The 26,491-nt window shown below is 38.9% G+C and carries 25 protein-coding genes and 1 pseudogene; 8 read left to right on the top strand and 18 right to left on the bottom strand.

The window, feature by feature from the left end; translation table 11 throughout:
• From CWB66_RS14165 to CWB66_RS14145, 5 genes are all read right to left on the bottom strand, one after another.
• On the bottom strand, positions 1-980 hold a 980-nt coding region (locus CWB66_RS14165), incomplete at its 3' end, for a DUF7380 domain-containing protein (RefSeq protein WP_212747824.1).
• A 214-nt stretch (positions 981-1,194) separates the two neighbouring features.
• The gene (locus CWB66_RS14160) at positions 1,195-2,001 is read right to left on the bottom strand and encodes a toll/interleukin-1 receptor domain-containing protein (RefSeq protein WP_138585881.1); all 807 of its coding nucleotides are present in this window, start codon (positions 1,999-2,001) and stop codon (positions 1,195-1,197) included.
• A 230-nt stretch (positions 2,002-2,231) separates the two neighbouring features.
• Positions 2,232-2,651: a hypothetical protein gene (locus CWB66_RS14155; protein WP_138585880.1), complete on the bottom strand. Its 420-nt coding sequence runs from the start codon at positions 2,649-2,651 to the stop codon at positions 2,232-2,234.
• Between the two features lie 147 nt (positions 2,652-2,798).
• Entirely contained in the window at positions 2,799-3,377 is a 579-nt protein-coding gene (locus CWB66_RS14150) for a hypothetical protein (protein WP_138585879.1), read from the bottom strand.
• A gap of 2 nt (positions 3,378-3,379) precedes the next feature.
• The gene (locus CWB66_RS14145) at positions 3,380-4,714 is read right to left on the bottom strand and encodes a nucleotide-binding domain-containing protein (protein WP_138585878.1); all 1,335 of its coding nucleotides are present in this window, start codon (positions 4,712-4,714) and stop codon (positions 3,380-3,382) included.
• A gap of 275 nt (positions 4,715-4,989) precedes the next feature.
• On the opposite strand from CWB66_RS14145, the gene CWB66_RS14140 reads away from it, so the two are divergent.
• Entirely contained in the window at positions 4,990-5,958 is a 969-nt protein-coding gene (locus CWB66_RS14140) for an integron integrase (protein ID WP_077535795.1), read from the top strand.
• A 67-nt stretch (positions 5,959-6,025) separates the two neighbouring features.
• On the opposite strand, the gene gltX is transcribed toward CWB66_RS14140, so the two are convergent.
• The 4 genes from gltX to proB all read right to left on the bottom strand — a co-directional run bounded on the left by gltX (position 6,026) and on the right by proB (position 10,147).
• Complete coding sequence (gltX, locus tag CWB66_RS14135; RefSeq protein WP_138585877.1) at positions 6,026-7,510, bottom strand: glutamate--tRNA ligase; 1,485 nt, start codon at positions 7,508-7,510, stop codon at positions 6,026-6,028.
• A 39-nt stretch (positions 7,511-7,549) separates the two neighbouring features.
• Positions 7,550-7,909, bottom strand: a complete 360-nt coding sequence (locus tag CWB66_RS14130) for a glutaredoxin family protein (RefSeq protein ID WP_138585876.1) — start codon at positions 7,907-7,909, stop codon at positions 7,550-7,552.
• A gap of 72 nt (positions 7,910-7,981) precedes the next feature.
• Positions 7,982-8,941, bottom strand: a complete 960-nt coding sequence (locus CWB66_RS14125; RefSeq protein WP_138585875.1) for a GGDEF domain-containing protein — start codon at positions 8,939-8,941, stop codon at positions 7,982-7,984.
• Positions 8,942-9,043: 102 nt separating this feature from the next.
• Complete coding sequence (gene proB / locus CWB66_RS14120) at positions 9,044-10,147, bottom strand: glutamate 5-kinase (RefSeq protein ID WP_138585874.1); 1,104 nt, start codon at positions 10,145-10,147, stop codon at positions 9,044-9,046.
• A gap of 119 nt (positions 10,148-10,266) precedes the next feature.
• Between proB and CWB66_RS14115 the strand changes: the two genes are divergently transcribed.
• Entirely contained in the window at positions 10,267-11,226 is a 960-nt protein-coding gene (locus CWB66_RS14115; protein ID WP_138585883.1) for a DMT family transporter, read from the top strand.
• Here CWB66_RS14115 and CWB66_RS14110 read toward each other — a convergent pair.
• Genes CWB66_RS14110 through pdsO form a run of 3 tightly spaced genes read right to left on the bottom strand, consistent with a single transcriptional unit; the run spans position 11,121 to position 14,537 of the window.
• Positions 11,121-11,726, bottom strand: coding sequence for a class GN sortase (locus tag CWB66_RS14110; RefSeq protein WP_138585873.1), 606 nt, complete (start codon positions 11,724-11,726; stop codon positions 11,121-11,123). The two genes, CWB66_RS14115 and CWB66_RS14110, sit on opposite strands and share 106 nt — an antisense overlap.
• Positions 11,727-11,743: 17 nt before the next feature.
• Positions 11,744-13,759: a marine proteobacterial sortase target protein gene (locus CWB66_RS14105; protein ID WP_138585872.1), complete on the bottom strand. Its 2,016-nt coding sequence runs from the start codon at positions 13,757-13,759 to the stop codon at positions 11,744-11,746.
• A gap of 46 nt (positions 13,760-13,805) precedes the next feature.
• Entirely contained in the window at positions 13,806-14,537 is a 732-nt protein-coding gene (gene pdsO / locus CWB66_RS14100) for a sortase-associated OmpA-like protein PdsO (protein ID WP_138585871.1), read from the bottom strand.
• 204 nt (positions 14,538-14,741) lie between these two features.
• Between pdsO and pdsR the strand changes: the two genes are divergently transcribed.
• From pdsR to CWB66_RS22265, 3 genes are all read left to right on the top strand, one after another.
• Complete coding sequence (gene pdsR, locus CWB66_RS14095) at positions 14,742-15,431, top strand: proteobacterial dedicated sortase system response regulator (RefSeq protein ID WP_138585870.1); 690 nt, start codon at positions 14,742-14,744, stop codon at positions 15,429-15,431.
• Positions 15,431-17,566, top strand: a complete 2,136-nt coding sequence (gene pdsS / locus CWB66_RS14090; protein ID WP_138585869.1) for a proteobacterial dedicated sortase system histidine kinase — start codon at positions 15,431-15,433, stop codon at positions 17,564-17,566. Before pdsR ends, pdsS begins: the two co-directional genes overlap by 1 nt.
• Positions 17,567-17,716: 150 nt before the next feature.
• Positions 17,717-17,881, top strand: coding sequence for a hypothetical protein (locus CWB66_RS22265; RefSeq protein WP_167368304.1), 165 nt, complete (start codon positions 17,717-17,719; stop codon positions 17,879-17,881).
• Positions 17,882-17,902: 21 nt separating this feature from the next.
• Here CWB66_RS22265 and CWB66_RS14085 read toward each other — a convergent pair whose 3' ends face one another.
• Positions 17,903-19,147 (bottom strand): multifunctional CCA addition/repair protein, encoded by a 1,245-nt coding sequence (locus CWB66_RS14085; RefSeq protein ID WP_138585868.1) that lies wholly within the window; start codon positions 19,145-19,147, stop codon positions 17,903-17,905.
• A 132-nt stretch (positions 19,148-19,279) separates the two neighbouring features.
• On the opposite strand from CWB66_RS14085, the gene CWB66_RS14080 reads away from it, so the two are divergent.
• From CWB66_RS14080 to CWB66_RS14070, 3 genes and pseudogenes are all read left to right on the top strand, one after another.
• Positions 19,280-19,498, top strand: coding sequence for a hypothetical protein (locus CWB66_RS14080; protein ID WP_138585867.1), 219 nt, complete (start codon positions 19,280-19,282; stop codon positions 19,496-19,498).
• Positions 19,499-19,632: 134 nt separating this feature from the next.
• Entirely contained in the window at positions 19,633-20,133 is a 501-nt protein-coding gene (locus CWB66_RS14075; RefSeq protein WP_252371764.1) for a hypothetical protein, read from the top strand.
• A gap of 200 nt (positions 20,134-20,333) precedes the next feature.
• A pseudogene (locus tag CWB66_RS14070) lies at positions 20,334-20,896 on the top strand (GNAT family N-acetyltransferase).
• A 100-nt stretch (positions 20,897-20,996) separates the two neighbouring features.
• Here CWB66_RS14070 and CWB66_RS14065 read toward each other — a convergent pair.
• Genes CWB66_RS14065 through CWB66_RS14045 form a run of 5 tightly spaced genes read right to left on the bottom strand, consistent with a single transcriptional unit; the run spans position 20,997 to position 26,057 of the window.
• On the bottom strand, positions 20,997-22,148 hold the full coding sequence (locus tag CWB66_RS14065) for a murein transglycosylase domain-containing protein (RefSeq protein WP_138585866.1): 1,152 nt from the start codon (positions 22,146-22,148) through the stop codon (positions 20,997-20,999).
• 32 nt (positions 22,149-22,180) lie between these two features.
• The gene (locus CWB66_RS14060) at positions 22,181-22,681 is read right to left on the bottom strand and encodes a DUF1543 domain-containing protein (protein WP_138585865.1); all 501 of its coding nucleotides are present in this window, start codon (positions 22,679-22,681) and stop codon (positions 22,181-22,183) included.
• A 19-nt stretch (positions 22,682-22,700) separates the two neighbouring features.
• Positions 22,701-24,050, bottom strand: coding sequence for a sigma 54-interacting transcriptional regulator (locus CWB66_RS14055; protein ID WP_138585864.1), 1,350 nt, complete (start codon positions 24,048-24,050; stop codon positions 22,701-22,703).
• Between the two features lie 2 nt (positions 24,051-24,052).
• A complete protein-coding gene (locus tag CWB66_RS14050; RefSeq protein WP_138585863.1) occupies positions 24,053-24,598 on the bottom strand; it encodes a hypothetical protein in 546 nt (181 codons plus the stop codon).
• A gap of 1 nt (position 24,599) precedes the next feature.
• On the bottom strand, positions 24,600-26,057 hold the full coding sequence (locus tag CWB66_RS14045) for a sensor histidine kinase (protein WP_138585862.1): 1,458 nt from the start codon (positions 26,055-26,057) through the stop codon (positions 24,600-24,602).
• Positions 26,058-26,491: the final 434 nt, after the last annotated feature.

Below are 26,491 nucleotides of genomic sequence, written 5' to 3'. Positions count from 1 at the left end.
CTAGTTTGACAAACACCGTTTAGGGTATGCTTACCTGATTCGTTGAGGCCATGCCTTAGCTTTGATATTCTTTCATCAATTGAATACTCATCACGATATTTTGCCGGCACTTTCCTATATGCATGTATAGCATTCTCAAATAAACTATTAGCTATTAATTTTGATCCCGCCCCAAGATTAAAGTGGTTTTCTGCATCCAAAGCATACGACTCCGCAGCTTGAACCAATGTAACTACATGCTTGTCCTCATTTAAACTTTTTTTGTATTTTCTAGAACTAAGCTCAAAATAACGAATAGCATCTTTTAGATGGCCTTTTGACTTCAAAGATGCACCGAGACTTTCTAATCTCTCAGCTATATTTAAGTTGTGTTCTTTTAATGCATTTAGATTTTCAACGAGTTCAGCGATAGAGTAAGCAATATCTACAAAACCTTCTGCGTCATTGTTGAATGAAGAAATTATTATCTCCTCGATTTTAGTAATTCTCTCTCTATCGTTAAGTTGTCTTGCTAATCTATATGCTCTTTCGATTTCTTTTTTCCCAGTGTGTCTCCACGTGTCTACTTTGATTCCATCTTTTATATAAAAATCGATTGCACATTTAGCATGTGATGGCTTTTTAGGTTTACAGCAAATCCATAATAAATCGTATACTCTCGCTTTTAAAGCAACATGATTAATGCGTTCCACTAAGTTAGCTAAAATTGTTAATTCACTGTGAGAAAGATCTGCTGGTAATGCAGAACGTCTGCCATCTGCCATTTGCATTAAAGGCTGAAAAGGTTCATTGTTACTTTTTGGGGTAAGCATCATCGATGTAATGTTTTTAAAAAGAGACAATACATTTTGTTCTTCTACAGCGTAACCTCTATCATCTCTACTGCTTTCACGACCAAATTCTGTTGATAGACTTTGTAAGCTTTTATCCCCTTCATTTTCAATTATATTTTGAAGAAAACCCAAATTACCTAGTTCCATTTATCAGCCTTAACATCATTTATAGTTGTGTTTTTTTGAAATTCACGGAGTAATAATAAATTAACCGCAAGAGCACTAACGCCGCATTAAGCGGACTAAAATAGTGGGTTATACTGTGTAGCGAAGCGGAACGTAACCCACTGTTTTAGTTCCGTTTAAATGCCTTGTTATACGTTTATACAACTAAACTAGCAATTTTGTTGATGCTCATGTCTTAAGCTTCAATAATTACTTGTTCATATAGTTTATTTAGTGCTTGATAATCACTTGAGACAATGGGAATGCGAAAACGGGAGCCAAAATATGTCGTACAGTCATCCAACCAGTTAACTAGATCATCTTCTGATAAGTCTATGAGATGCTCTGTAGGTGCTGAATAAAGAAATTTAGCCGATTCAGTTATTCTTTCCATAGATATAGATTTACGCACGATATTTCGGTCACGCGACAATTTTTTTCTAATAATTGAAGATGTTTTAAGTTCACTCATTATCCAAGGTGATGCAGTTCGGCTTTCTTCAAAACCGTTTTTTAGAAGAGTTTTCTCTAATGTATTATCAGTATTAAGGAAAAATAGGCACTCTGTCTTATCGATAACTTCATTTAGTGCTGTTGATAGCATTAAGTGAACATGAGCTGCATTTGCAATAGCAGGAGCATAATTGTAGGTATCCCCATCTTTTCTTGCATATAGATCATTTAATTCTTGTAGAAGCTCATTTGCATAGCCCCATACATGAGAATCAATAAAAGCTTTCAAGCCAAAGTGCTCATATAGCCAATTAGCTAAACACTCCGCTATCTCGGCATCCTTATGTGAGTGCGAGATAAAAACATGGTATTCACTTTTTGGAAACCATGCCTTCATCAACTCTTCTGCATCTAAATAGTCATCAGAAAGTATTAATTCGTGGAATTTACTTGTGATTTTTTTCTTATTAGCTTTCAATTCCTCACTATATTTCCCATCACTTTCCAATTTTGAGGCGTTTTTCAACTTAAGATTAAAACCTTTATACATAATTTTCCCTTTTATATTTGGCTTCCGTAACTACTGGAAATATGTGAATGGTAAATAATGACGTTAGCCGTTGACACTATGCATGTTCAGCACTTCTTTGTTTAACTAATTCAAACTCATCTGAAGATTCTGATTTATCATAGGCATTTTCAATATATCTTTGTGGCTCTCTAAGAAATACATCTTCATCCAGAATTGAAATATAAGAACCATCTAGCCATGTTAATCCCTTAACCACAATGCTTTAAATAAAAATAGATCCCGCCAAGAATAAGGCAAAGAGGGAAATAAAGTGTAGCTATAGTCGGTGATTTAAATACATTGAAAAAGTTGTAATCACCTTTAATATACAAATCAGGTCTCATTTCATAGCTTTTAAGCTCTTTAGGCTCGGTCGATATTCCGGCAACATCCTTATATAAACCTCTAAACTTTCTCTCTTGCATCAGGTAATAACTATCAAGTAACCAAAAAATAAATGTTGGCGCGACAGAAATCAAAATAAACAATTCGTTTTTGGTTGATGCGTATAGAGCCAATAAGGCTGAAGCAATTGTTATACACCAACCTTTTATCTGAAAAGAATTCGTATTCATTCTTGTGATTACGGCTTGAATAAACTCTAAATGTTTTACTTTATCTTGATCCATAAATTTCCAATTAACTCCAATTTGGGAAAAACGTATAACGCTTTGCTAAGCGGCAATAAAATAGCGGGCTAAAATTAGCGAGGAACGAGCAAAAGCCAGCTGTTTTTTGTCCGTTTAAGCAACTTGTTAAAGGGCATTGGCACAAGGTTATGAGTCTTTCTTTAGCTCTAATACACCTGCTGTATTTTTTCCGTTTTGCCAACATCTATTAGTCCAGAATACCCCTTTCATTTCCATAGTCGATATATCTAGAACTCTAAGCCTAGCTGCCCCCTCATAGAAGCTAGTATCAGTTTTGGACGGCGTATCATTTATCCCTTTAAACATATATTCAAGTTCAAAACAATCATCATCAGTTCTGATTACCTTACAGTAATTTGCGTAAGTCCTACCTACTGTAGTGTTACCTTTCATTCTAATTGAAAAGAAATCAGCTTCAATTGTAATTGGGAACTGGACGGTAATGCCACCATTAAAATTTGACTCAATAGTACCTATCCATTTGCCATTAAAATCAGGACAAAATTTGTTTTTGAAAAAGTCTATGTATACAAACTTCCAAAGATATTTACCAAAAAGCCACGCTAAAATTGTTATAGCTGTAATCGTATAAGACATAGATCTTATCAATGGTTGATCGAGATATTGATTACAAAATAAATAAATTAGAATTGCAATTACAGCTGGGAGACCATACTTAACCTTTGATGGAAAAAGATCCCACATAATTAGCGCCTCCAACCTTTAAATATTTTTTTTCGCCTTAGGGTACTGGCTGGCTTCACTTGGACATGAATAGCCTGAAAACCTTTTACCACTCCGTTATGAGTAATCATACACTCCATAGTGTGTGAGCCTGTATATGATGTATCCCTTTTATGGCTTTCATTTAGCCTCCCAACAACCTTATGCCCAATATCATTAGCATCTGTTGCTTGACCGCCTACATTCCTAACTGTCCATTGTGCATCTGAATAAGTATTAAATGAATCTTGATTACATATAGTAAAGGTAAGCGAGTCACCTTTTTTAACTGTTAAATTATCAGTGGTAGTTGTTTCAACATGATTTCCATCTTTGTCATATCTGCAAATGGATATTTCAGGTACAGTAACTACGGCAGGTAAGCCTGTTGTTCCTTCAGAAGAACTTATATTTACTTGAGGGAAGTAATGTTGAAAAAGATTTGAAAAATTAATTCCTCTATCAAATTCACTTGAATCAATACAGCTAAGGCATATAGCTTTTAATTCATCAAGCTTTTGATGAGCAAAACTTTCTGAGTCTTCAGGCATTGTCAGGAGGTTACTTCCACCCAATGGGTTATTTACTATAAATGTGGACTCTAGTTCTTCACATATACTTAAAGCTGTATGAAGAAAAGAGTCATCTTCTCTATCATGCTTTTGCATGTGCTGTGCAACTAAAACGTTAACTGCTATCGAGGGTATTTTTTTAAACCCTGTACCTTGCCATTTAACATTAATCCAAGCTTTGAAGTAGCGAACCAAACGCTTCATCAATGCTCGATCCGCTTTTTCGCTATAGCAGTTCGTAAGCCAATCCTGAATAGCTTTTGGATCACTTTCAACCCACCCGTCATCCGTAGCTAATTTAATATTAGAGCCATCAATAAAATAAATAGGTGTATCAATAGTAAGGAATGTCGAATACTTTAGTCCTTCGCAAGCGTTTTTTGATTTTTGTGGCTCTGCTTCATCGTTTATTTCAAAATATGAAGACAAGGCATCTTTTAGTGTTGATTTCACATCCTTAGAATCAATCTCTTCAGATTCTGCGTCAAAAAACAAATAAACACCGATATCGATATCATAGGAAGAAAACTTATCTACTGGTTTAATTAATGTACGACTTTTATAAGAACCTTGTAACCAAAACCCAACTTTACATTCAAAGGCTTCACTTAATTCAGGTCGAAGAAATTCAATTAACTCATCCTTTTTAGTAATGCCTTTTGACAAAACAACATCTGATAATTTTGTTCTTTGGTGAAGAGTTTCATCTTTATCATTACTAGAAAAAAATAGTTCATTACAACTCATATTAACTTTCCTTGTGAGCTCACTGTCGAATACAGAAGCCTGACTTGCCCTTTAACAATTTTATAGTGCGCTCGTCGCGCATATTTCTGCCAACGATACGCTCATGTATTTTATAAATCATTTTTATCAAATAACTTAATACATTGCTATATATAATTTTTTATTAGCACTCAAACTATTAATAAAAGAGAAAATGCGCTCGTCGCTCATTTTCTTGAATATGGGAGCAGTACAACTATACTGTATATAAAAACAGCACTATTATTGGTGGTAATATGAAAACACGTTCTCCATTTTTAAATTATATAGCCGATTATATGTTGGTACGTCAGTATTCATTACGCACCGTAGATACGTACCTAAGATGGATTGCATCTTATATCCATTTTCATAATAAACGCCATCCCGCCTCAATGGGAGACAATGAAGTCGAGCGCTACTTAGAACATTTAGTGTTAAAGCAAAACGTTGCACCACGTACGCAAGCCACCGCATTAAATTCATTATCATTTTTATACAAGCACATAATAAAAAACGAACTTTCATTAAATTTAAATTTTGCCCGCAGTAAAAAACAAGCAAAGCTCCCTGTCGTGATGACCCCAGAGGAAGTTAAAATGTTGATGGCTCATTTAAATAAGCGCTATTATTTAATTGCAGCTCTTATGTATGGAAGTGGTTTAAGAGTGATGGAAGCGGCGCAATTAAGGGTGAAAGATATTGATTTTGATTATAAATGTATTCAAGTATGGAATGGAAAAGGTAATAAACACCGCATTGTAACGCTGGCCATCGAGCTAATTCCTATGCTGAGAAATCAAATTTTGAACGTTGATGACTATTTAAAACTTGATTTAAATAATACGGAATATTCTGGCGTATGGATGCCATATGCCTTAACTAAAAAATATCCTTCAGCCGCAAAAACACTAGCATGGCAGTATTTATTTCCCTCTCATATATTAAGTTCAGATCCTCAAAGTGGCGAAATAAGGCGACATCATTTTCATCACTCTTGCATTAGAAAAGAAGTGAAAAAAGCCGTTCAAAAATCAGGGTTAACAAAAATAATAACACCCCATACATTAAGGCACTCTTTTGCTACTCATTTACTGCAAAATGGCGCCGATATAAGAACCGTTCAAGCTCAGCTTGGCCATTCTGACGTTAAAACTACACAAATATATACCCACGTACTACAACAAGGTGCTAATGGTGTTATTAGCCCTTTTTCAAAATTATAAGTGACCCGATTAAAAAAGCCGAACTTATTTTACTAAGCTCGGCTTTTAAAAATGCATTATTTAGCAATTATGCACTTGGGTATTCGCGGTACGCACGCTCTATATTTTTAGCCTGCTTTTTAGAAATACCTAAATGAGCAAGTGCTACACGTAAACGAGCACGTGATAGGTCAGACCCTAATATTTCCATTGCATCAAGCACTGACGTACTTGACGTTTTGCCAGTAATGGCGACAAATATTGGCTCTAAAAAATCTTTAATCTTAAGCTCGTGGAATGTTGCAACTTCTTTTGCTATTGCAAAAATAGCGGGTTTGTCAAAGCTACGTAAGCCTTCAAGCTGCCATACAAAAAATTGTAGTGCTTGGCGAATCACGTTTTCGTCTGCTTTACCGGCAGTTAGTAACGCTGGATCGTAAGTTGGAATGCCCCCTACAAAATGCCCTGCTAGCTCAACCATATCAGAAAGCGTGTTGATGCGAGCTTTAGCCTCTGGCAATACTTTAGCAAGCATTTTACCGTTAAATTTCCAATCAACGAAGCGCTGCATTAGCTCTTCATCGGTTAGGTTTTCACGGATCCAAGTACCGTTTAACCAGCTTAATTTATCTACGTCGAATACTGGACCACCAAGCGATACGCGCTTCATGTCAAAGTTTTCAATCATTTCATTAAGTGTGAACTTTTCGCGCTCATCTGGCATTGACCAGCCCATGCGGCCTAAGTAGTTAAGCACGGCTTCTGGCAGGTAACCCATTTCTTTATAGTAATTAATAGAGGTTGGGTTTTTACGCTTAGACAGCTTTGATTTATCTGGGTTACGCAATAACGGTAAGTGACCAAGTACTGGCGCTTCCCAACCAAAATCTTCGTAAAGTTTTAATAACTTAGGTGCTGAGTTAATCCATTCTTCACCACGGAAAATATGGCTAATTTGCATGTGGTGGTCGTCAACTACGTTTGCTAAAAAGTATGTTGGGAAACCATCTGCTTTTAATAACACTTGCATGTCTACGTTTTCCCACGGGATCTCAATTTCGTCACGTAGGTAATCGTTAAACTTAAATGTGCCTTCGCTTGGGATTTTCATACGTATAACGTAAGGTTTACCCTCAGCTAGGTTTGCTTTAATTTCTTCATCTGTGTGGTTTAAACCACGACCGTCGTATTTAGGGCGCAAACCTTCTGCCATTTGCTCTTCACGCATTTGATCAAGCTCTTCGCTTGTTGCAAAACAGTAAAACGCTTTGCCATCGTCAACTAACTGATGCGCGTATTTCTTATATAAATCGCTTCGCTCAGACTGACGATAAGGACCAAATTCGCCACCCACATCAGGACCATGATCCCACTCAAGCCCTAACCAGCGTAGGCTATCCATAATCGCAAGTTCAGATTCTGGCGTGCTACGTACTTGGTCTGTATCTTCAATACGAAGTACAAATTCACCGCCTTGTTGTTTAGCAAAACAGTAGTTAAATAAGGCGATATAAGCGGTGCCAAGATGCGGGTCACCAGTTGGCGACGGGGCAACACGGGTGCGAATTGTCATGGTATATTCTCTTTAAATAAGTGAGATAGTAAAAGTGGTTTATGCAGCTACTTTGTTTAAGTAAGCAATAATATCGTTTGATTCATACAACCATTGTACTTGGCCGTTTTGTTCTATACGCAGGCAAGGCACTTTAACTTTGCCGCCTTGCTCTAGTAGCTCTTGACGATATTGTTCATTATTTTTTGCATCACGCGTTTCTATGTTTAAGCCTTCGCGTTTAATAGCGCGACGTACTTTTACACAAAACGGGCATGCTTTAAATTGATATAGTTTAAATTGTGAGGTTTGCTGATCAAGCTTTGCTTGCTCGTCGCTTGCACGCTTTTTACTGCGGGGAGTAAATACAAAATTAAAGAATAAAATTATACAACCTAAAAACCAACGAACTAATTTCATGTTCTGCGCTCTGTTTACAACAATTTAAGGAGCCAGATTTTAGCACAAATTTACAATCAAAAAAGCTCAATACTATTGAGTTGTTGCCACTTCGTCATAAAGCGCTAATTCACTGCACGCTGTTACTTTGTTTCGGCCTGTTTTTTTAGAATGGTAAAGCGCTAAATCAGCCTGATTAACAATACTCGATACGGTATCAATGCTTTGTAATGCTAAAAAACCAATGCTGATTGTTAGCCGCTCAATTTGCGCAAAAGAATGATCGGCCACATTAACTCTAAGTCTATTTAATGCAGTGTAAGCTGCTGCTTGGCTTCTTGATTGAAATAAAATAGCAAACTCTTCTCCTCCATACCTAAATACATAGTCCTCAACTCTAAAATTATATTTTAATAATTTAGCCACTTGGGCAATAACACCGTCGCCCACTACATGGCCAAAATTATCATTCACATTTTTAAATAAGTCGATATCAGCAATCGCTAAATACCAACTTCGATCTTTGTTAACGTTCTGCCTTGATAATAAAAAACCATTGCCAGACACTATTTCCATTACTTTTTTATCAAATGTTTGCCTGTTTAGTAGCTCGGTTAGCGGATCTAATCGAGACTTGTGTAAAAGCCATAGCTGATTGGCATAAATATTTAAAATATGTAGAGCCATAACACCGATGCGCTCTGGTAATTTTTGTGGTGTTTCTATGATCAACACACCAATCACATCTTCTAAATGATAAACAGGTACATAGCTTGCCGTATGCCCACCTGCATGGCTGACTCTAACTTTATTTGGAGTGGCTTTACTTAGTAGCTGCTGTATTTTAGCCGGTTTTACATGCTCAATATCGCTTGGGGTGTTAATTAATTTAGGAGGGACCGGCACACAAAAGTACTTATTTATATAAATAGCAAAATTATCGACTTCCAGTAAATCGCTAATTACTTGGATAAGTGCAGCGTCTAAATCTCCTTCTTCCTCTTGTTGGGTAAGTGAAATAATCCACTCATGACCACATTTATTTGCTTGCATTTCCATGCCTAAACTGGTTAATCTGCAACCAGTTTAGTCAACATTTACGATTTTACTAAATTATGAGGCAATACTTGTAGGCTAATCTTTTTTGGTTAATATCTAAAGTAGTACTAAGTCATCGCGATGTAATACTTCTGCACCGCTATCGTAATCAAGTAACTGGCCTATTTGATTAGAGTGCGCCCCTTTTATTTTTGTGACCTCAATACTACTAAAGCGTGTTAGGCCTCTTGCAATCACTTGATTTTTTTTATCAATTAAATCGATTAAATCACCGCGCTCAAAGCGACCAAATACATTAGTAACACCTTTTGCGAGTAAGCTTGCGCCTTTATTTTGCAGCGCTGTAATAGCACCTGAATCAATAACAATTTGCCCTGTACTTTTAGGCCCCGCTAGTAGCCATTTTTTACGACCATCTTTTGGGGCGGCAAGCTTTATAAAACGCGTGCCTGGTAACTCGTCACTCATACATCTTAAAATAACGTTTTTACCTGCGCCTTTAGCAATAATAACTTCAACGCCTGCACGCCTTGCAATATCGGCTGCTTGTAATTTGGTTGCCATGCCGCCAGTGCCTAAACTTGTGCCACTGCCACCAGCAAGTTGGCGCAGTTCATCGTTTATATGTGTTACTTCACCAATGAGGGTTGCGTCGGCGTTTGTGCGCGGATCGCTGGTAAATAAGCCTTCTTGATCGGTAAGTAGCAGCAGCTTATTAGCATTAGCCAAAATAGCGACAAGTGCCGATAAGTTATCGTTGTCGCCTACTTTTATTTCACTGGTAGCGACTGCGTCATTTTCGTTAATGATGGGTACAACGTCGTAATTTAGCAGTGCGGTGAGTGTATCGCGGGCATTAAGGTAGCGCTCTCTGTCGTCTACATCAGCGCGCGTAAGCAGCATTTGCCCAACGCTTACCCCATATAAAGCAAACAAGCTCTGCCAAATATGAATAAGTTGGCCTTGCCCAATTGCAGCAAGCATTTGTTTATCAATTAAGCTTCTGCCACAGGGTTTTAATAGTTGCTCGCGCCCAGCGGCTACCGCGCCGCTCGATACCAAAATAACGTGATGACCCTGCTTTTTAAGCTCGCAGCATTGGCGTACTAATTCAACCATGTGTGCTTTATCTAGTTTATCAGTGCCGCCGGTAAGTACGCTTGTACCAAGCTTTACAACTATTACCTGTTCCCTTTGCATGTGCTTTTTACTACTGATTAATTAAAGATGAATTAATTTATACCAGCTCGGTATTTTTGAACAAGTTAAAAATATTCATGCTAGGATCTGATTTTATTAAATTATGTAAATTACTCTTTATGCCTGCCAGTTTATGTTTAATTATTGCCACCTTTTTATGGGGCAGCTCTTTTATTGCGCTCAAATACGCCATTGCCATTTACGACCCTGCATTGGTGATATTTTTACGCATGCTCACCACATTAGTTTTATCGCTTTGTTTATGGCGCTACGTTATTCGGTTTGAGTATTTAAAAGGTGACTGGAAGTATTTATTGGGTATGTCGCTTGCTGAGCCTTGCTTGTACTTTTTATTTGAAGGTCATGCAATGGAATACACGTCAGCCTCGCAGGCGGGTGTTATTGTGTCGTGCTTACCTATAATTATTGCCCTACTTGCCTTTGTATTACTTAAAGAATACATAAGTAAATCCATTGTGGTCGGTTTTACGCTGTGTATTGGCGGCAGTATTTTACTTACGCTTCTATCCCCAAATTCTGAGCAAGCACCAAATCCGTTACTGGGTAACTTTTTAGAGTTGATGGCTATGGTGTGTGCGGCATTTTATACCGTAAGTATTAAGCATTTAGCTAATCGCTATTCCCCCCTGACTTTAATTGCACTGCAAGGTATTAGCGGCAGCTTATTTTTTGCGCCGTTTTTATTTTTTATCGACCTGCCAAGCGAAAACCAACACGACTTAACCGCGCTAATGAGCATTTTATATTTAGGCTCGTGTGTAACCCTTGGCGGCTATGGCATGTACAACTATGCTATTAGCAAGGTATCGGTATTAACCGCTGCGGCATACTCTAATTTAATTCCTATTTTTACACTTATTTTGTCAGCGATTATTTTGGGCGAAGTACTCAACGTTTGGCAATGGTTGAGCATATTTGTGGTATTTATTGGTGTAATGGTAAGCCAGCGCCATCAAGAACTTGTGGTTGATATACCGCTTAGTGAATCGGGCGAAGACATTTGCGCAGATACAAGCAATCTCAAATCAGTACCTGAGGCAAGCGAATCAAAAGGGTAACAGGTAAGTAAATACAACCCAGGTGTTTGTAAAAAGTCATATTGAGATTGATGAATAACCTCAATTCCCGTTACCTTATAATTTTGAATCACCCCACTTTGCAGTTGCAAAGTAAACGCCTCCCCCACTTTTGCGTTTTGTAAAAATGCAAAGTGGGTGTCGTTATGCCCTGCTATTAGCGCGCCTTTTTCGTTTCCAAATTCTTTGCCGCCAAGCTCCCCTGCGGGTAAAAATTGGCTAGGCGCAAACGCTAAATTACGACCACTCGCTCCAGCCAATACACTTAATGTTTTATTATGGCTTGGCCAATCAAGCTTTGCAGTAACGTAGCTGTCGGCGTAATACCACGGCTTTGCTTTGGTGCCAGGTGATTTAAGCGCCTCTTGCCAGGCTTGCTCAATTAATACTTGAGCAAGCCACGCTTTTGCCTGCATATAAGCGCCGTGACCAAATAATCCAAGCCCAGCTATTAGTAAGCCCACGCTTAGCCACGTTTTCATTTTAAGTCTCTTTTCATTTAAGGATTCGCTCTGTGTTTAAATTTAAGGGCGCCAAATCCTAATAATAAAATACAGCCTAATACTATGTGCAGCCTACTTTGCCCATCGGTTTGCGGTAAACGTATTGCCATACCTTGTGGTACTGCATTAGTAGCTTGCGCCGTTTGCTCTGCCACTTCTTTTGTTTGAGTGTGTTCAATCGCTATAAAAGCAGTAAATGGGCTAAGTAATTGATGAGTAAGTGCAAGCTTTTGTACTTCATCTTTAACGGTACTTTGCTCGTTGTATAAAAGTAATGACTTAATTTTTTGGCGCGCCCACAGTTTTGCTATACCTTGAGCGCTTGAGCTATTTTGTGTACTTAATCTAATACTTAAGGGCCCTTGTGCAGTTTGCCCAGCAAGCACCACACTTTTAGCATTATTAAGTTTTATAGCGACCATGATAGGCTCGCCAAAATATAAATCAGGTAGTGGTGACGGCCAAAAATCTAAGCTGTTACCGCTTTCATCGCTTAGCGCCAAATTAGTAATCGCAGGATGTGCAAGCTTATCAAACAACTGCTGCATTTTAGGTTGCACCTCGCTTGTGCTACCTATAAACGTAAATGAGCCCTTACCAACATCTGCCGCTCGGCGCATAAAAAAGCTGTTGGGTGCACTGCCAATACCCACTGTAAATAAGCGGCTATCGCCTAATTTACTTTGAATGTTTTTAAACAATACGTCTTCGTTGCTTACGCTGCCATCAGTTAAAAATACAACTTGGCGTACAAAACCATCAAACTCGCTGCCATCAAGTACGGCATTAAGCGCACCTTGTATTTCTGTGCCGCCGTCGGCTTCTAGGCTATAAATAAATCGCTCTGCGCGGCGTAAGTTAAAGTCGCTGGCTATAAGTGGTTTATCGCTCATTGGAGTCACTATGTTATCAAAACCAATAATATTAAAGCTGTCGTCGCTATCAAGTAATGAAAGCGCATAAAACAACGCTTTTTTAGCTTGCTCCATAGATTGCCCGTGCATAGAGCCCGACGTATCAACGACAAATACCATTTCGCGAGGTAATCGCTGAGTTTGTGTAAAGTGATCCCCCGGTGGCATTAGCATAGCAAGCCCGTATCGTTCGCCATTTTCAAACTGCTGAGTAAAAAATGCAGCTTGGGCCTGCTCTTTTTGCAGCGGTTTAAACTCAAGTACAAAGTCGCGATTAACTGCATTTGCTTCATTTAACGCTATTTTATATTGCCCAAACGCAGTGTTTTTCACATCAATATTATGAAATTTAGAATTGATATCCACCAGCTCTAAGCCAACGTCTATATCAATGTTTAAGCTAAATTTACTACTTGGTACGTTATCAGTTTGAGTACTATTTTGAGTGATGTTTTGAGTGCTGTAAACAGGGCTCAACCACCCAGTTGGGAGTGGACTTGTATGCGCTTGGTGTTGAGTATTAACCTCAACCTCACCACTAATCGCGTGATAACGCGGTGTAATAGTAGTAGGAAATCTAATAGCGAATGTACCGCTGCTGTAATCAATTATTTCTTGATACTCAAGCTCAATAATTACCTGCTCACCAGGGCCAATATTCGCCACATTCGTAATAAACATATTGGCGCGTTGCTGGCGTACGAGTGCCGCTTGCTTGCCTGATTTTTTAGCCTCTTCGTATTTTTTTTCAGCCTCCACTTTTTTATCAATTTGGCCTTTAATAACTCGCTCACCTATACGCATCGTCATGGCATGTACGGCGCTTTCATCTGGCAATGGAAAAACGTAGCGCGCATTAACTGCAAACGGATTTTCGTTTTGATAGGTTTGCGTTACGACAACATGATTAATCAGGCCGGTTAAGGTCATATTGGCGTCGCTTTTTAATATTATTGCTGGGCCTGCTGGCGCACCATTGCTATCAAAAAGCTCTAACTTGGGTGATTGCGCTTGGCTTTTGAAGCTCGCTAACAGCACAATCGCTATGAATATAAAAATGCTTACTTTAGTAAGCATTTTGGTTGGTTTACTCAACATAAAATCACTCCATCGAACGCTTAGCTTTACTTAGATTCAGTTAGGTTTAGTTACTCGCCGTTTGGCCATTTACACTATTTATTGAGCGAGTGGTAAGCGTTACGCGTCTATCAAAAAAGTTATCTTCCACCGTGTTGCTATTTGCCAATGTTTGCTGCTCGCCAAATGCCTGCGTGCTTAAGCGCTTGTGGCTCACACCGTGTTTTATTAAATAGCTTTGCACGGCATTTACACGTGCTTTAGAGAGTAAAAGGTTGGCTTGCTCATCGCCGCGCTGATCGGCAAAGCCGCTTAAATCAAGTGCGAGTTGTGGTTGGTTGTTTAACAAGGTAACCAGTTGGTCTAACTGCAGTGCAAAATGCGGTGCAATAACGCTTGAGCCTGTTTTAAATTGCACCGTCATGGCTAATAAGTTATTAATTTGAACTTGAGTTAATTGCTCATTTTGATTGGCAAGTACTTCTAACTGCTGCTCTAACATATTGTTGTGGTTAAGCACATGTTGGTAATCGCTGGTTTTTTCTTTCATGACCGTAATAGCACGCTCTTGCTCTGCAATTTTGTTATCAGCTACTTTTGAATCGCCTATTAAGCCACCGGCAAATGCCCCAATAAATGCACCTATTGGCCCACCCACTACACCGCCAATAATAGCGCCTGCACCTAAACCAATAGCCGTTTCTTTATGAGCTTCTTTTGATGGCGTGTTAGATGTTGAGGCAATTACTGGAGTGCAAAAACTAGCAACCAGTGTTAATGCGATTAATGTCTTTTTCATGATGTGATCCTTTAAATTACTTTTTAATTTGTGACGTTTTGTTTTGATGGCTGTATTAAAACAAGCTCAAGTGGCAATAAAGGGGATCAAAAATGGCAAACTGCTGAGCAATTGTGGCAAAAAAATGGCAATTGCCTTTTTAAGCGTACTTAGCTTAAAAACTTCGATATAGTGCACAGCAGAGCCGATAGGATAATGATTAAGATGAAAAAAATAGCCATCATTGAAGATGAACCCGCAATCCGCGAAAACTACATAGAAATGCTGAGCTTACAGGGCTACCAAGTAAGTGGCTTTGCAGATCGCGCCAGCGCAGAAGTTGCATTTAAAAATGCCCTGCCCGATTTAGCCATTGTTGATATTGGCTTAGGTCATGAAATAGATGGTGGTTTTTTACTGTGCCAAACATTGCGATCGCTTTCTAAAACACTGCCTATTATTTTTTTAACCGCCCGCGATAGCGAAATAGATACCGTATGCGGCCTGCGCATGGGCGCCGACGACTACCTAACAAAAGACATAAGCTTGGCTCACTTGGCTGCACGTATTGGTGCGCTGTTTCGCCGCATGGAAGCACTTGAGCAACCCGCTGATGCAAACGCACTCATAACACGCGGGCAGTTAACGCTTGACACGCAACGAATGCAGGTGTTTTGGCAACAACAATTAGTTGATTTAACCGTAACCGAATTTTGGATGCTGCATTCACTCGCCCAGCGGCCAGGCCATGTTAAAAGCCGTAACGATTTAATGAGCGATGCAAAAATTTATGTAGACGACAGCACTATTACTTCACACGTAAAACGTATTCGTAAAAAGTTTATAGCACTCGACAGCGCCTTTGATTGCATAGATACCGTGTATGGCATGGGCTACAGGTGGGAACAACACTAATGCTACGATTTGGTCTACGCAGTAAATTTATATTACTTTCATGTTTTTTGTTTTTGCTGCCGTGGCTTGGCTACGAGTACGTATGGGAAATGGAAAAGTTTTTACGCCAAGGCCAAGAAAAAACCCTCGTAGGCACCACTCGCGCACTTGCTACTGCATTACATGAGCGACCTGCATTATTTGACGAGCAAACTAACTTTTTAGACCAAGTAGTAAAAGGTCGCGATTTATACGCTTACAATCTTAAAAATCCTATTCAGCTTGACGGTAAACTTAACGATTGGGATAGCTACCAACCACTATTTTGGCACTACGACAAACGCTACTTACAAAAAACAGACAACAAACATCAAGCCAGTGACTTATCGTTTGATCATATGGTGGGAAAATTTGATAACTACTTATACGCCGTATTTAAAGTAACCGACAATACCCTTATTTATCGCGCTAAAAATAGCTTAAGCATTACCAATAACGATTATTTACAAATTGGCCTAAAAACGCCAGACGGCCAGTTTAATACTTACATTATTGCGCCACGCCAAGATGGCTGGATTAATGCGTTTGATGCAAATACCAAAACCCCTTTTACAAAAATTCAGGGCTATTTTGAAAGTACCGAATCGGGTTATAACGCAGAGCTGCGTTTTCCTATTAACATGCTGGGCAACAAACTTGGCTTTGCCATTGTTGATGTTGATAATAAAGAGGCGTTGTTAGAGCCTAAAATAATGTCGACCTCAAACTTAAATAACCCAAACGATTTAGGCTCGGTACTCGTACCTTCCCCAGAAATTAGCCGTATTTTAAAAGGCATGGGCCACAGTGGTAGCCGTATTTGGGTGGTTGATAACCATCATCGTGTACTTGCACAATCGGGTACTATTCAAAATGCAGATGGCGTTTGGGCTGATGGGCTTGCTAACCAAGCACCTGAAACGTGGTGGCAGCGCTTTGAGCAAAATTACTTGCACCCAATTTACTATAAAATATTAACGCGCCCCGAAAATGAGTTTTTAGATACCCTGCACGATGTAGCTTCTATGCAAGGCACACATTTAGCGAAAGCATTAAAAGGACAACCAGCATCGTCTTGGCGATTAACACCCGACAGCAAAGCCGTTATTTTATCGGCCGCTTACCCTATTTGGATCCAAGACCAAGTAATTGGCGCGGTAATAGCAGAGGAAACCACAAACGGCGTACGTACACTACGTAATAAATCACTCGAAAAACTCTTTAACGTTATTTTAGCTGTGATGCTAATTGGTACTGTCACCTTGTTCTTTTTTGCCTCACGTATATCAAACCGAATTAGGCGACTGCGCGATACTGCTGAGCAAGCAATTGATGCACAAGGGCGTGTTACCGGCAGTATTAATTACAGCGATGCTAACGATGAAATTGGCGATCTATCTCGTAGTTTTTCAAACATTGTTAGTCGACTTGGTGGCTATACCGATTACTTAGAAAATATGTCGTCACGGTTATCACATGAGCTGCGCACGCCGGTTGCCGTAGTGCGCTCGTCACTCGAGAACTTACAAAGCTTGCCACAAAACGAGCTGAGCCAAAAATACCTCGATCGCGCCAGTGAAGGTGTTAAACGCTTAGGTAAAATAATAACCACCATGAGCGAAGCCACTCGCCTTGAGCAAAGTATTCAAAGCAACGAGCCTGAGCCTTTTGATTTACAAAAAGTAATAAATGGCTGCATGCAAGGCTATCAGCTTACTTACCCAAACCATTTATTTGCGCTTGATGTATGCCAAAACAAATTATCTATGCAAGGTGCACCGGAGTTTATAGCTCAGCTGCTTGATAAGCTTATTAATAATGCGATGGAGTTTAGTGAAGCCAATACGGCGATTAATGTGAGCCTTATGCAAACTGAAAATAAAGCAACATTAACAGTGAGTAATACAGGCCCTGCGTTACCCGAAGGACTCACTGAGCATATTTTTGACTCTATGGTGTCGGTGCGTAGCCAGCAAATGCAGCAACAACCACATTTAGGCTTAGGGCTTTATATTGTAAGGCTGGTATGCGACTACCATAAAGGCAGTGTAACCGCGCAAAACAACGAACAAGTCGATGGTGTAGTGTTTACTGTAAGCTTGCCATTACATAACTAAAATAGTTAATAGAACAGTTTAACACGCCGCTTACCCCTTCAAACCTGCCGATTACAATTTAGTACCACTGCAAATGTAACTATTCACTTTTTATTCAGTCGAACAACCATACCCTACATCATATTAAAGTATTAAATCGAAGGAATACTCATGAAACCATCACTTGAGCGTGAAGAACTGGATTTTATTTTTGACTTATACAGGCCCTCTAAAAAGCCTAAACCTGAAAACGTAAAACCAAAAAGCGCAAACTACAAAGAACTTAGAAAACACGACACGACTAAAAACCAAGGCGTATCGCATTATCTAGTTTAATTTAATTGTAAGTTATTGGCCTTACAGCTTCTCATTTTGTAAAAATGTTTTAATGCAGCTTATTTCTGCAAGTTTTACTTCTTCGCCTATTTCAGGGCCTTTTTTGCCATTTTTAAGCGCATTTTGAACTACCAGCTTCTTATCCATTTTTTGCAGTTCACTAAAAATTGCTCGCAGTTTAGCTGCTTGCGGATATGGCTTATCAACCAAGGTTTCGCCTCGCCCCTGCGCATCACATTGGCATGCTTGAGTAAAAGCAATAAAACGCTCTGGGTGTACCAATGCATTTAAGTTAGTCACTATTAGCTTGTGGACGGTTTGCGGCCTTAACTGATCAATTGTATGGCAAAGAGTGTGATTATCGCTGGTGAGTACACCAACATCGCGAAAACGGTTAGGCACTTTTAAACGCTCACAAAATGCCTCGACTACTGCAACGCCTTCGCGTTCGTGCCCTCGTAAATTTCCATGCTTTTTAAAACTCAATGCTTTTCCAAAGTCATGAGTTAATGCAGCAAAACGCGTTTCCAAATTAAAATTTAAACCGGCGGCGCGTTTAAGTACTAACATGGTATGTACAAATACATCCCCTTCAGGGTGATGGTTTGCTGGTTGCGGTACATTAACCATGCGCTCAAGCTCTGGGAAAATACCCAAACCTTGCAATGCTTCAAAATAAAGCTCAGGGTGTTTTTCACCCAGTGCTTTTTCTGTTTCAAGCCATACTCGCTCAGGCACTAAATGTGTTAACTCACCTTTATTTTTAAGCTCGCGCATTAACGCATACGTACTTGGGTGAATGCTCCACTGGCTGCCATAGCGCGCTAAAAAGCGAGCAATACGCAGTACTCGTACAGGGTCTTCTACAAATGCAGCTGTGGTGTGGCGCAGTGTTTTATTTTGTAAGTCAGTTTGACCATTAAACGGGTCAATAATATTGCCGTTTTCGTCAAGCGCCATTGAATTTATGGTTAAATCGCGCCTTGCTAAATCTTCTTCGAGCGTTACTGTTGGGCTGGCATCAACCACAAAACCGGTATAGCCTTTGCCGCTTTTGCGCTCTGTGCGCCCTAGTGCATATTCTTCTTTTGTTTTTGGGTGCAAATAAACTGGAAAGTCGCTACCTATTGGCACAAAACCAAGCGACTCCATCGTTTTTGGTGTTTCACCAATCACTACATAGTCGTTATCTTTTGATTTTATATTTAGCAGTTTATCGCGCACTGCACCACCAACGAGATAAACTTGTTTTAAGCTATTTTTCACTTTATTCCCATAAACATTAATAAAATTGTTTGATGTTAATCATATCATTAATTAATAAATTCTGCGGAGTTTGCCAAGCCTAAACAAGCTCATTACAATGGCGCATTATTTTTAGCTACAGCCTCGTATTCAATGAAAAATCATTCATCAAAAAAAGAACTTATGTTACTGCCTATTTTATTGGTCGTTATTTTAATGTGCGTAGCAGGCCACTTTTTACTACAAGCAAACTTTCAAGACAGTAATGTGGTTGAATACATGTTAGCAGCACTACCGTTTGCTATGTTTGGGCTAGTTATTGTGGCATTTAAAATGGCCGCCAAAAGTGAAAAAGAAGAGCAAGAGAAATAACTGATTTATAAGAGTTAATTATTATCAAGAAAGGGAAAATAGCATACAAAATGAATTACAAAAAGATTAAAAAATATTTGATGAGCTATCTAAAACGAAGCAAAATATCGTTTATTCTGAAATTGTAAAACCTGATGAGGTGCATTAGCCGCTTTTGGCGTGAGTATGACTTGGTGAAAAATATGATTACACTCGACAGTCAAGAATTTAATACACAGCCTACTTCCTCACAGCAAAGCTGTATATTTTTAGGCAACACGAATACAGGTAAAAGTATTGACGGGAGTTATTTGGAACGTTGTATTAAAACAGGTTGTAAGTACCTTGTATTTATGACGGACGACACCCCTCATGAAGATATGCTTCACATTCATCTTTTGGATGAAAATTTAGATGTTATTGATTCAGCTACAATTGGAAGTATGTATTCAACGGGATTTTTTAGAGATTATAATATTCAAGAACCCAATACGTTAACCTTCTATTTTATTGGTGAAACTCAATGGAAAGTAGAAATATTGGATAAAAAAGCGTTTTTATTTCCATTTATTTCACAACCCAAAGGCGTTTCTCGAAAAAACATCTTTTCCCAATACTTTAAAATATATGGTAATCCACAATCTGAGGTTCAGTAATCTCACAAGCCACTCACACACCTGTAATATAGTCCAAAATGCCAATTAAAACAGCACCAAAACTCCTTTTAATATTTCATCTGAAATTGAAGTAGCCGATTGAACCAAAACAGGAACTCAGCTATGGTTTGTTTATCAATAACAAATAAATTTGAAACGAGTTAATCTATCGGCTCGTTATATTTCACGGAGGGTTTAGATTGTCATTTCCTGTTTTAGAGACGAATCGCTTAAGATTAGATCAGTTATCAAAAGAAGATTCAAATAGTTTATTTGAGTTGTTCTCGAACAATTTAGTTGTTAAATATTATGACTTAGAAGCTTTCACTGAACTGTTACAGGCGATTAATTTAATTGAATTGAATTTTTCAACTCTCGCTTTGAAGAAAACTCTGGTATTCGTTGGGCTATTCGCCTAAAAGAAACAAATCAACTTATCGGTACTTGTGGCTTTAATACTTGGAGTCCTAAAATGAAGAGCGCTGTTCTTGGATATGATTTACTGCCTAAGTATTGGGGCATGGGCTTTACCACTGAAGCGGTCCACCGAATAGTTAAGGCGGCATTTTCAGGTGACTTATCTTGCGGTAAACTTAATCGCATACAAGGAGACACTGTTCCTGGAAACTCTGCATCTGAATCTCTTCTTCTAAAAGTTGGATTCAAAGAAGAAGGCATTAGGCGTCAAAGTGGTTACTGGAAAAATCAGTTTCACAATCTTAAATGCTTTGGGTTAATTCAGTCGGAGTACTGTGAAATATAACTATAGAATAAGCTTCCCCCCCGCTTGCGGCCCTAAAAAACTACAGACTTGATCAAACTCGATCATAAAAAGTAACTAGTTAAGTAAGGGCCCATCTAACTTATTGATATGCTTTTTCTGCTACGGTCACTTTTTCTAAGTAATGTCTCGATTCAGCTCTAGAGTGCTTAGTTGTGAGTATTTTATAAAACTGACTCGACGTTAGTTGGTTAATTTTTGAAAATGCGATTGTTCTATTTGAATTAAATATTTTTAGTACATTGCCTGCGCCACCGTTATATGAAGAAATCATGGCGTAATGTTGGTTTTGTTTGGTTTGTATTTTATTTAAATAGCTATTTTTTAGTACACTTAAATACGCACTGCCAATATCTATATTTCTTTTAGGATCAAACAATACTTCTTTACTCGGCTCCCCTGGTATTTTCTTTATTTTTTGATAGACGTCTCTTCCTGCGCGCGACGGAATTATTTGCATTAATCCATACGCATTTGAAGAGCTTACTGCGTAAGGGTTAAAGTGACTCTCTGTTTCAATAATACCGTAGATAAGCGATGCGGGAAGCTGATATTTTTTTGCCGCAGCTAATACATAATCACTGTATTTTTGCTTTCGTAAGTGGGCGTTTTGCTCTACCAGAGGAAAAGACACTGATGTGATTGAATGACCATCACTACGTTTTTTTTGCACTTTGGTATCTACTAAGTAACGAGCAAAACGATTTGCCCGCCATTCATATTTTATGGGGAGTCCGTCTTCATCGAGCACTTGTTGATACAAAAAAGGTTCATCCCCTAAAATAGGCGATTTACTGGTAAAAATATCTGTTTTATGTGGGTCACTTGAGGTCAATAATGTCATTACAATTGCTTGAGTTAGAAGCGAATTGGTATTTTTAGTGGCTATGGTTTCGACCTGCACCATATTACGGTCAAAATCAATAACGGCGCGTGCTTGGTAATCATTGCTGTATTTTACATACTTTCTGCGCGTTGGTTGCTGAGTATTTTTTTTACCCCATTTACGACTAACTACATTTTCTAACGTTGCTAATAGCTGGCTAACACTCCCCACTTGTTGCTTAATTGAACGATGCGTTTTTTTTACTTGTTTTTCAATTGCTTTAACATCGGTGGGGTTGTTTTTTACTTGTTTCGCAAGTTTATTGAGATCCCTTACTGGCGCTAGGTGCGATATTGACTCGCAACCGGTCAATAATAAAATAAACACTAAGAAGCCATACTTTTTCACAAATATCCCTATTGAACCAAGTAAAATTATTATTACAATATATGATAGCCAAACCAATCTGGCTTTATAGTTTGTGCTTCACCACTGGGGGTTAACTTTATATTCAATTGGCTGTCGAGTAAATCGATAGCAAAACAGTCATCTACGTCGTGTAAATCATCTTTATGAATATGACTAAGCCCTGCAAGTAAATCGTCTTTTGCGCGCTGCTTGGCTTCATCTGCACTGCTTGCAACATATAGTGCAAAATCGTGCTGCTCAGCAAGTGAATCGCTTCGGTAAGCACCTAAGTTTACAAAATAGAGTTGTTTGTTTTGCTCAACGTACGTATCAACAACCTCAACTTTAAAGCCATCAATATGGTTAATCGCCATGTAACTATCCATATGAACGCTGTTTTTGTCACCCACCCATTGGCTTTTTAATTTTGAATACGTTTGCTCAATGTTTTGCCCCACTACAAATCGAATATCGTGCATTTCTATATGGCAACCCTGAATTCGCCCCCCTAAGTACACCATAAATAACTGCATGTTTACTTCCTTTAAAAATTCAATTTAAATTATCAACGTCAATGTTATGCTTTTTAATTAACTTATAAAAGTCAGAACGGTTACGCTTAGCAAGCTTAGCGCCTTCAGCTACATTTCCTGCCGCCATTTTAAGAGTGTTAATCACGTAATCACGCTCAAATTCTTTTTTAGCATCGTTTAACGAGAGCGGGGCTAGGTTTTTTTCATTACTATTTAGTGCAGCTAACACCAATTGTTCTGATATTACCTCACTTGGGGTCAGCGCAACAACCTGTTCAACTACATTTTGTAGTTGGCGAATATTACCAGGCCAATCGTAACGTACTAATGCGTGCATAGCATCGTTAGCAAAATGCTTTTCACTTTGGTTCATACGTTTAGCAATGCTGGCGCTAAAATACTGGGCTAGCAGGCTGACATCTTCACGGCGCTCGCAAAGAGGCGGTAGTTTTAAATTAACAACGTTTAAGCGATAGTATAAATCTTCTCTAAATTGCTGGTTTAAAATAGCTTCTGGGAGGTTTTTGTGTGTTGCCGATACAATACGCACATCTATTGCTATTTCTTCTTGAAAGCCCACTGGACGAATAGTTTTTTCTTGTAATACACGCAGTAACTTAACTTGTAGGTTAAGTGGCATATCGCCGATTTCATCTAAAAATAACGTGCCACCTTGCGCTTGTTGAAACAAACCTTGGTGATCTTTAATCGCCCCCGTAAACGCGCCTTTTTTATGACCAAATAATTCTGATTCTAAAAGTTCACTCGGTACCGCGCCACAGTTTATAGCGACAAAGGGCCCATCGCTTACATGACTATGCTGATGAATAGCTTGGGCGAGCAATTCTTTACCTGTACCACTGGCCCCCGAAATAAGTACATTAACCTGTGTTGGACCAAGTAGCTTTACTTGCTCTAGTAAATGCAGCATAGCGCCACTGCGCGTTACAATATTACTTTTAGGCGCGGCTTCATCGGCGTTAACACCATGAATCTCTATAGCTTTGGCGAGACTGTCGAATAACTCGTCTTTATCTACTGGTTTGGTTATAAATGCAAAAATGCCCTGTTTAGTTGCCTCTATGGCATCAGGAATTGAACCATGCGCTGTCATCATAATTACAGGCAATGCAGGATAGCGACTTTGCAGCTGACGATGCAGAGCCATACCGTCCATTTCATCCATTCGTAGGTCGGTTATTACTGCATCAAATACTTGGCCTTTTAGTATTTGCAGTGCGGTTAAACCACTTTCACAGGTAGTTACTTCGTATCCTTTTGATTCGATACGAATAGCGAGCAGTTTTAATAAGCTAGCGTCGTCGTCAACTAATAGTACTTTTGCACCTTGCGGTTTGGTTGCGGCCATAATTACTGCTCCTTAATTTCTTCACGTAGTAAAAGCTGCTGTTCGATAGTTGCTAACGATGAGAGGGTTTCTTGCATTTTATTATTCAGTGCTTGCTGCTCTTTTTTAGCATTTACTTGCATAGTAATGTGCTGTTTTTGAAGCCATAAATATTGCTTTATATCATCAGGCCAAAAGTAAGCAAGATCGAGCTTAAGCAACTTAGTCATCACTGTATTTGGGTCGTTACTTATATTTAAACACATAAACTTAAAAAAGCGTTTAAGCTCGCTCTCGCCAGTAAAAATATGTTTGCTAGGCACTAATTTAAATCCGCCACATTGATTAGCATGCCATGCAATAACTTGATCTGTGGTTGGGTAACCGGGTTCAATTTTTGCCTTAGGCTTTGGATTTGGTTTGTTTTTTTTATCGTTTTTTATGTTAGTGGCAACTACAGGCTCTGGTGTTATTAACACGCGATCTTTTTGCCCGTTATTAATTTTACAACCCGATATAACCATACTGACACTGAGCACACAAAAAATAGCAATGTAACGCAAGCGCATGTTAACTAACTCCTGGATTTTTTGTAATAGGAATTTGAATTAAAAACCGACAACCATGAGGCTCATTATGTTCAACGGTGAGTGTTCCTCTTAATTGTTCAACTGACTCTTTTACAATAGTTAATCCCAGTCCACTGCCTTGTAACGTAACACTTTTACTGTGTTTGCCTTGATAAAAAGCACTGAAAATATGAGTTTTTTCTTGCTCCTTTATACCGCAGCCTTCATCAAGCACAGCAATACAAAGTTGGTTTTGCTCAAGCGCTAAATTAATAGTGACGCTTTGCTTATCTTGTGAAAATTTTAAGCCATTTGAAATAAGCTGAATTAAAATCATCTCAATGAGTTCACTGGGTAAAGCAAGTGGCTTATTAGGTAGAGTATTTTGCCACTGTAGAGCCTGCTCACGCGCAGTCAAGCGATGTTCAAAATGATTGCTAATTTTATTAATAAGGAGGCTAAATTCAACCTCACTTAGACTATCTTTACTGGTGCGAATGGCATTATAACTTAGCAAGCTATCAATCATTGTGCGAAGGCGCACCATAGATTGGCTAATGAGCTCAAGCACCGCTTTTTGCTCATCGGTAACAGGGCCTACTATTTCATCAGTTAATAAATCCGTGCCTTCGACCATTGAAGCAAGCGGCGTTTTTAGCTCATGAGTTACATGGCGTAAAAAAGTATCTTTTTGCTGCTCAAGCATGTGTAATTGCGCTTGCACCCACTGGAGTTTTTCTCCTAGCTCAATTAGCTCAGCAGAACCTTTAACAGATATTTTTTGCTGCCAATGTCCCTGCCCCAGCTTATCAATAACCGTAGTTAACCCTTTTAGCCGCCCACTTATGCGCCACAAAAAACCTCCGCCAACAATTAAAGTCAGTGGAATAAGTGCCACCAGCCAATTGATAAATGACGCTTGCAAGCTTGTTAGTTCGTTTTGGTTACTGGTAATTTGCGCTTCGTTTTTATCTCGCAGCCATAAGGTCAGCTCGGCGACAAGATCACTTACTGGCAAAAACAATTCTGCTTGCTGTTGTTTTTCATCAATAAGTTCAACATGTGCGGCTTTTAAAACGGTAAATAAGTGCTGCCACTGCTGAGTGTAATCACGATCGGAATTAATCAACTTCAGTTCATCAATACTTTGCAGGGATGATTGCCATTTATCGACAATGAGTTTATCGAGCGATTCACTTTTTAACACCCAATTTTGCCTAGTGGCACGCTCAAGGCTATTGAGCTCTTGTTTTAAAATATTGAACGATTTGGTTACTTGGTAGTTATTACTGACAATACTTTGAGTAGCAGCCAACTGTTTGTTAAGCGCATTTAAAAAAACAATTACCACAATAGAAAGCGGGAGTAACGAAAGCAGCATACTTATTGCAAACTGCCCTATTAAATTAGGTCGCCAGTTAAGCATTGCTTGGTATTTTTTAGATATGGTTGCAGACATTGCATCTAGCCCCTTTAGAGTGAAGCTGCTGATTTTACCAATTTTATTTAAGATATCATAACGATAGCTTTGCTATTGAGCTGCTTTCTTATCGCTATAATAGCGTACTAATTTAAAGCAATAGGTATTATTAAGCGTCTACCTTATACACTCGCTGAATTTAATGCGACTAATCGTAAAATAAAGCCGCTTGTCGCCAAATAGCAGCAATGTAATCTACTGAGTTATACCAATCGGCTTAACCTGAAGTCTGGTTAAGAGATTTACTTAACGTATTAAATCATGGTGATATTTGAATTTATTTTCTCTAGCCAGAGATTTTCAGTGGAAACAAGGCTAATTTACGCGTCAATAGCGGGCCTATTGCAAGTAAATTCAACGCAGTTAGCGCTGAAAATAGCCGCTCGAGATAGATTTATTATCCAGAGCTAAGG

Source organism: Pseudoalteromonas sp. S558 (assembly GCF_005886635.1).
Taxonomy (GTDB): Bacteria; Pseudomonadota; Gammaproteobacteria; order Enterobacterales; family Alteromonadaceae; genus Pseudoalteromonas; species Pseudoalteromonas aliena.
This window is presented reverse-complemented; position numbering and strand designations above follow the sequence as displayed.

What these genes read in the sequence shown, in the direction of transcription:
- CWB66_RS14160 (WP_138585881.1), bottom strand. Translation starts at nt 2,001, where the DNA reads ATGTATAAAGGTTTTAATCTTAAGTTGAAAAACGCCTCAAAATTGGAA.
- CWB66_RS14155 (WP_138585880.1), bottom strand. Translation starts at nt 2,651, where the DNA reads ATGGATCAAGATAAAGTAAAACATTTAGAGTTTATTCAAGCCGTAATC.
- CWB66_RS14150 (WP_138585879.1), bottom strand. Translation starts at nt 3,377, where the DNA reads ATGTGGGATCTTTTTCCATCAAAGGTTAAGTATGGTCTCCCAGCTGTA.
- CWB66_RS14145 (WP_138585878.1), bottom strand. Translation starts at nt 4,714, where the DNA reads ATGAGTTGTAATGAACTATTTTTTTCTAGTAATGATAAAGATGAAACT.
- CWB66_RS14140 (WP_077535795.1), top strand. Translation starts at nt 4,990, where the DNA reads ATGAAAACACGTTCTCCATTTTTAAATTATATAGCCGATTATATGTTG.
- gltX (WP_138585877.1), bottom strand. Translation starts at nt 7,510, where the DNA reads ATGACAATTCGCACCCGTGTTGCCCCGTCGCCAACTGGTGACCCGCAT.
- CWB66_RS14130 (WP_138585876.1), bottom strand. Translation starts at nt 7,909, where the DNA reads ATGAAATTAGTTCGTTGGTTTTTAGGTTGTATAATTTTATTCTTTAAT.
- CWB66_RS14125 (WP_138585875.1), bottom strand. Translation starts at nt 8,941, where the DNA reads ATGCAAGCAAATAAATGTGGTCATGAGTGGATTATTTCACTTACCCAA.
- proB (WP_138585874.1), bottom strand. Translation starts at nt 10,147, where the DNA reads ATGCAAAGGGAACAGGTAATAGTTGTAAAGCTTGGTACAAGCGTACTT.
- CWB66_RS14115 (WP_138585883.1), top strand. Translation starts at nt 10,267, where the DNA reads ATGCCTGCCAGTTTATGTTTAATTATTGCCACCTTTTTATGGGGCAGC.
- CWB66_RS14110 (WP_138585873.1), bottom strand. Translation starts at nt 11,726, where the DNA reads ATGAAAACGTGGCTAAGCGTGGGCTTACTAATAGCTGGGCTTGGATTA.
- CWB66_RS14105 (WP_138585872.1), bottom strand. Translation starts at nt 13,759, where the DNA reads ATGTTGAGTAAACCAACCAAAATGCTTACTAAAGTAAGCATTTTTATA.
- pdsO (WP_138585871.1), bottom strand. Translation starts at nt 14,537, where the DNA reads ATGAAAAAGACATTAATCGCATTAACACTGGTTGCTAGTTTTTGCACT.
- pdsR (WP_138585870.1), top strand. Translation starts at nt 14,742, where the DNA reads ATGAAAAAAATAGCCATCATTGAAGATGAACCCGCAATCCGCGAAAAC.
- pdsS (WP_138585869.1), top strand. Translation starts at nt 15,431, where the DNA reads ATGCTACGATTTGGTCTACGCAGTAAATTTATATTACTTTCATGTTTT.
- CWB66_RS22265 (WP_167368304.1), top strand. Translation starts at nt 17,717, where the DNA reads ATGAAACCATCACTTGAGCGTGAAGAACTGGATTTTATTTTTGACTTA.
- CWB66_RS14080 (WP_138585867.1), top strand. Translation starts at nt 19,280, where the DNA reads ATGAAAAATCATTCATCAAAAAAAGAACTTATGTTACTGCCTATTTTA.
- CWB66_RS14075 (WP_252371764.1), top strand. Translation starts at nt 19,633, where the DNA reads ATGAGGTGCATTAGCCGCTTTTGGCGTGAGTATGACTTGGTGAAAAAT.
- CWB66_RS14060 (WP_138585865.1), bottom strand. Translation starts at nt 22,681, where the DNA reads ATGCAGTTATTTATGGTGTACTTAGGGGGGCGAATTCAGGGTTGCCAT.
- CWB66_RS14055 (WP_138585864.1), bottom strand. Translation starts at nt 24,050, where the DNA reads ATGGCCGCAACCAAACCGCAAGGTGCAAAAGTACTATTAGTTGACGAC.
- CWB66_RS14050 (WP_138585863.1), bottom strand. Translation starts at nt 24,598, where the DNA reads ATGCGCTTGCGTTACATTGCTATTTTTTGTGTGCTCAGTGTCAGTATG.
- CWB66_RS14045 (WP_138585862.1), bottom strand. Translation starts at nt 26,057, where the DNA reads ATGTCTGCAACCATATCTAAAAAATACCAAGCAATGCTTAACTGGCGA.